The organism is Streptomyces durocortorensis, assembly GCF_016901035.1.
GTDB lineage: Bacteria > Actinomycetota > Actinomycetes > Streptomycetales > Streptomycetaceae > Streptomyces > Streptomyces durocortorensis.
In genome coordinates this window covers 1-4581 of sequence record NZ_JAFEUF010000375.1, presented here as the reverse complement: position 1 = coordinate 4581, position 4581 = coordinate 1, and the positions used below count along the sequence as shown (strand labels likewise).

6 protein-coding genes and 2 pseudogenes are annotated in these 4581 nt (G+C 68.8%); all 8 read right to left on the bottom strand.

The window, feature by feature from the left end; all coding sequences use genetic code 11:
• Positions 1–382: pseudogene (locus JS521_RS34050) on the bottom strand (hypothetical protein); the annotation flags it as partial.
• A 96-nt stretch (positions 383–478) separates the two neighbouring features.
• The gene (locus JS521_RS34045; protein ID WP_030579030.1) at positions 479–1345 is read right to left on the bottom strand and encodes an RNA polymerase sigma factor SigF; all 867 of its coding nucleotides are present in this window, start codon (positions 1343–1345) and stop codon (positions 479–481) included.
• A gap of 234 nt (positions 1346–1579) precedes the next feature.
• Positions 1580–2437 (bottom strand): RNA polymerase sigma factor SigF, encoded by an 858-nt coding sequence (locus tag JS521_RS34040; RefSeq protein ID WP_307848000.1) that lies wholly within the window; start codon positions 2435–2437, stop codon positions 1580–1582.
• 224 nt (positions 2438–2661) lie between these two features.
• Positions 2662–2955, bottom strand: coding sequence for a Dabb family protein (locus JS521_RS34035; RefSeq protein WP_006126122.1), 294 nt, complete (start codon positions 2953–2955; stop codon positions 2662–2664).
• A 10-nt stretch (positions 2956–2965) separates the two neighbouring features.
• Positions 2966–3130: a hypothetical protein gene (locus JS521_RS34030; protein ID WP_010056643.1), complete on the bottom strand. Its 165-nt coding sequence runs from the start codon at positions 3128–3130 to the stop codon at positions 2966–2968.
• A gap of 437 nt (positions 3131–3567) precedes the next feature.
• On the bottom strand, positions 3568–3891 hold the full coding sequence (locus JS521_RS34025) for a transcriptional regulator (protein ID WP_307847999.1): 324 nt from the start codon (positions 3889–3891) through the stop codon (positions 3568–3570).
• Positions 3888–4379, bottom strand: coding sequence for a hypothetical protein (locus JS521_RS34020; protein ID WP_205086743.1), 492 nt, complete (start codon positions 4377–4379; stop codon positions 3888–3890). The genes JS521_RS34025 and JS521_RS34020 overlap by 4 nt, the downstream gene beginning before the upstream one ends.
• A 79-nt stretch (positions 4380–4458) precedes the next feature.
• Positions 4459–4581 (bottom strand): annotated as a pseudogene (locus JS521_RS37075) (MarR family transcriptional regulator); the annotation flags it as partial.

The window sequence follows — 4581 nt, the reverse complement described above, 5'->3', positions numbered from 1 at the left end:
CGCTCGCACTGCCCGCCTGACCGCCCGCCGTCTCCGTACGCCCCCCACCGGGACCGCCCGGGCCGGCCGCTCCGGAAGCGTCCGCCCCGGAGGACGGCGAGGGGTCGCCGCCGCCGGACGGAGACGCACCACCGTCTCCACCCCGCCCACGGCCCCCGGCCCCGCTCTCGTCGAGGGGGGTGAGCGTCACCTCGCCCGAGGGTGCTCGGTCCCCCTCCGGGGGGTTCTTCGATCTTCCGTCGGCCGCGCCCACGGCCGTGTAACCGTCGCCCGGCCCGCTGCCGCAGCCGGACAGCAGACCGGCGCCCAGGCACAGCGCGGCCGCCGAGGCGGCGATGGCGGTGCCTCGGCGGCCGGTGGAGCCGTATGTCTGACGTCGCATCGCGTCAGTGTGTCTGACGCCCCGTCACATAAGAACCCTCGTGAACCACTTTTCCGACTCTCCGGCTTCCGGTTCCCCGGCTTCCGGTTCCCCGGCTCAGTCGGCGATGAGCCCTTCCCTGAGCTGCGCGAGGGTGCGGGTCAGCAGCCGGGAGACGTGCATCTGGGAGATGCCGACCTCCTCGCCGATCTGCGACTGCGTCATGTTCGCGAAGAAGCGGAGCATGATGATCTGGCGCTCGCGCGGGGCGAGTTTGGCCAGCAGCGGCTTGAGCGACTCGCGGTACTCGACGCCCTCCAGCGCCGTGTCCTCGTACCCGAGGCGGTCGGCGAGCGAGCCCTCGCCGCCGTCGTCCTCGGGGGAGGGGGAGTCCAGCGAGGAGGCGGTGTAGGCGTTGCCGACGGCGAGGCCGTCGACCACGTCCTCCTCGGAGACCCCGAGCGCGCGGGCCAGCTCCGGGACGGTCGGCGAGCGGTCGAGCTTCTGCGCGAGCTCGTCGCTGGTCTTGGTCAGGGCGAGCCGCAGCTCCTGGAGGCGGCGGGGAACCCGCACGGACCAGGAGGTGTCGCGGAAGAAGCGTTTGATCTCGCCGACGACGGTGGGCATCGCGAACGTCGGGAACTCGACGCCGCGTTCGCAGTCGAACCGGTCGATCGCCTTGATCAGGCCGATCGTGCCGACCTGGACGATGTCCTCCATCGGTTCGTTGCGGCTGCGGAACCGCGCCGCGGCGTACCGCACCAGCGGGAGGTTCAGTTCGATCAGTGTGTCCCGCACATAGGTCCGCTCCGGACTGTCCGTTCCCTCGGGGCCCGAGGCGGGGCCGAGCGCGGCGAGCCGCAGGAACAGGGAGCGGGACAGCGTGCGGGTGTCGATGGCTTCCGGCGAGCTGGTGAGCACGGCGGGTGCCGGCACGCTCTTCGTGAGCGTGAGCACCTTCGAGCTGCCCTGTTCTTCGGACATGCCACCCCCTTGAGGTCGCGGACGGTCGCGGTGGCCGCGACCATCGGAGGAACGCAGCCTCCACCTGAATACCGGAGGTGGGGCTGCGGCAAACGCGCTTCGAGCAGAATGTCACATGTCGGCAACACGCTGTAGTGACATGTCGACAAGTAAGCGCCGAATATGCCCTGGAAGCAGGGGGTGTAGGCCTTTTATGCCGCCAGAACTGCTCTGTTGACGGTCTACCCGTTCCGGTTACGCCTCGATCCTGTTTGCGGATCTCAGTCGGGCGAAACTTCTGGCGAGGAGCCTTGACACATGCATCTGGGAGACGCCCAGCTCGGCGCTGATCTGAGACTGGGTCAAGTTGCTGTAGTAGCGCAGGAGAAGGATGCGCTGTTCGCGTTCGGGAAGCTGGACGAGGAGATGCCGTACGAGGTCGCGGTGCTCGACGCCGGCGAGGGCGGGGTCCTCGTAACCGAGCCGGTCGAGGAGCCCTGGCAGCCCGTCACCTTCCTGGGCGGCCTCCAGGGAGGTCGCGTGGTACGAGCGTCCCGCTTCGATGCAGGCCAGTACCTCGTCCTCGGAGATCTTCAGCCGCTCGGCGATCTCGCCGGTGGTGGGGGACCGTCCGTGGGCGGTCGTCAGGTCCTCGGTGGCGCCGGTGACCTGGACCCAGAGCTCGTGGAGCCGGCGGGGGACGTGGACGGTGCGCACGTTGTCGCGAAAGTAACGTTTGATCTCGCCGACGACGGTGGGCATCGCGAAGGTGGGGAACTGGACGCCGCGTTCCGGATCGAACCGGTCGATGGCGTTGATCAGACCGATGGTGCCGACCTGGACGACGTCCTCCATCGGCTCGTTACGGCTGCGGAAGCGCGCGGCGGCGTACCGGACGAGGGGGAGGTTCGCCTCGATGAGGGCGGCCCGGACCCGGCGGTGTTCCGAAGTGCCCGGCTCCAGGTTCTTGAGCTGGCCGAAGAGGACCTGCGTGAGCGCCCTGGTGTCGGCGCCGCGGGCCCGGGCGGGCCTGGCGGAGGGGTCCGGGGTCTCGGTCTGGATGTCGTCCTCGGCCGGGACGGTCTGGACGGCTTGGACGGCCTGGGGAGGCACTTGAGGCGCTGTACTGGCCGGCACGGTGACGCCACCCCTCTGCGGTCAACTACGGTCAACTCATCCGTCAAAAGCGGTCATAGCATCACAAGACATGTCCACTGTGTGCAAGCACCGCATACTGCCGTGTTGAGGTCATAAGGGTTTAAACAGAACAAAAGAAACCCCCCGCCCTGTACGGCGAGGGGTCGATGCGACCGGGGCGGACCGGCGGCGCGGAGACGTCAGAAGGGATAGTCGGCGATCACCCAAGTGGCGAATTCCCGCCACTGCCCGGCGGCGGCCTGGTGGGCCGGGTGCTCGATGTACCGCTTGAGCGCGTCCTCGTCGGCGACGGCGGAGTTGATGGCGTAGTCGTACGCGATCGGCCGGTCGGTGATGTTCCAGGCGCACTCCCAGAACTCCAGCTCCGGAACCTGCCCCGCCAGCTCCCGGAAGGCCCGGTCCCCGGCGACGACCCGCGGATCGTCCCGCTCGACGCCGTCGTTCAGCTTGAAGAGGACCAGGTGGCGGATCATCGTACGTCTCCTACTTCACCAGTTCTGACATGAAGTCACCGACGCTCTGCGCGGCGGTGGAAATGCCCTCGAACCCTACCTGGACCAGTTCGGCGGCCCGCTGCGGAGACATGATGATCGTGTACAGCACGAAGACCACCAGCATGTAGATGATGATCGTCTTTGCCTTGGCCACAACCATGCCTCCCCGTCGACCCCATGTGTGATCGGGCGATTGTATCCGCACGAATGGCCGTATCCGATGGCCGTTTTTGATCACTGATGCGCCTTTTAAGGACCTACGACCCCGCCATCAAGGCCTTTCGCCGAACCCCACGAGCCTCGCCGCCCGGCACGATGGATACCGAGCCGGACGGGACCAGGCAGGACCCGGAAGGCCGGAACAGGGCCTCTCTGTGGGGTCGGCCGCCGCGCGATTTCCCCCCTGACCGCGACGGACGACCAGCAGGCCCTGTTCTCACCGGGGGAAGCGGCTTGTCCCCCCGATGCCGCTTCCCCCGACCTGACTGCTGGGCCGGAGCGCCCGGTCGCCGTGCTTCCTCTGCACCGGCGACCGGGCGCTCTGCTGTCCGCGGCGTGGCAGCCGATGTGCTGTCCGCAGCGGGCCGCCGATCAGGAAGCCGGACCCGGCGGCGGCCCCACGATCTCCCGCAGCGCCGCGAGGTGCCCCCGATAGGCGTCCCGGCCCGCCCGGGTCAGGCGAAGCCATACGCGCTGCCGGGTCTCGCGGACGGCCTTGCGCTGCTCGACGTAACCGGCGTCCATGAGCACGGTGGCGTGCTTGCTGAGCACGGACGCGGAGAGCCCGAGCTGCTTCTGTACGAGCCCGAACTCCGCCTCGCCCGCAGCGTCCAGCAGGGCGCAGATGCGCAGGCGGTTCGGGGCGTGGACGGTGGCGTCGAACCCCGCGGGCATGTCGTGGGCGTCGGCGCTCACGCGGACGCCCGGTGCAGTCGTACGAAGGCGAGGTGGAACCCGACGGACGCGGCGGCCCCGATCACCGAGGCCGCGATCAGCCACCCCGGCCACCCGGTCGCGCGGAACGCGAACGCCGAGCCCACGAGGATCGAGGGCAGCCCGACCGCGAGTGGCAAGGTCGCCCGCTTCGGCAGCACGTCCAGCCGAAGGGCCACCCCGGTCTTGTCGCGCCATGCCTTGCCGGCGACGGCGAGCAGCGCCACGTACACGGCGGTGATCGCCACCATGATCCCCATCCAGGTGGAGCGGGTCAGTAGCCAGTCCTCGTCGGCCATGACGCCTCCGTAGACGATCGGGAGCGCGGCGATGTAGAGCGTGAGCGTGGCGAAGAACCAGTTCGGCCAAGGCGTCGCCGAGAGCGCTGCGGCGGAGGCCTGGATGTGCTCGGCCTCGGCCAGTGCGGAATGGGCCTGCGCGGGTGTCGGCCGTCCCCCGTTAGTTTCCATGACGGAAAGAGTAGCGGAGAGTTTCCGATACGGAAAGAAAAGGGTTTCCGGAGAGGAAAGTGGAAGCCGGGTCGAGCCCTCAGACGGGTTTGAGGAGGTCGCGGAGGTTGGCCATGTGGGCTTTGACGGCGGTGATCTCGGTGGGGTCGGGTGGGGTGTCGCCGGAGGTGGTGTGGGCTTGGTGGCAGGGGCGGCAGAGTCC

Coding starts and splice junctions, on each gene's coding strand:
- JS521_RS34020 (WP_205086743.1), bottom strand. CDS start 4,379: ATGGAAACTAACGGGGGACGGCCGACACCCGCGCAGGCCCATTCCGCA.
- JS521_RS34045 (WP_030579030.1), bottom strand. CDS start 1,345: ATGTCCGAAGAACAGGGCAGCTCGAAGGTGCTCACGCTCACGAAGAGC.
- JS521_RS34035 (WP_006126122.1), bottom strand. CDS start 2,955: ATGATCCGCCACCTGGTCCTCTTCAAGCTGAACGACGGCGTCGAGCGG.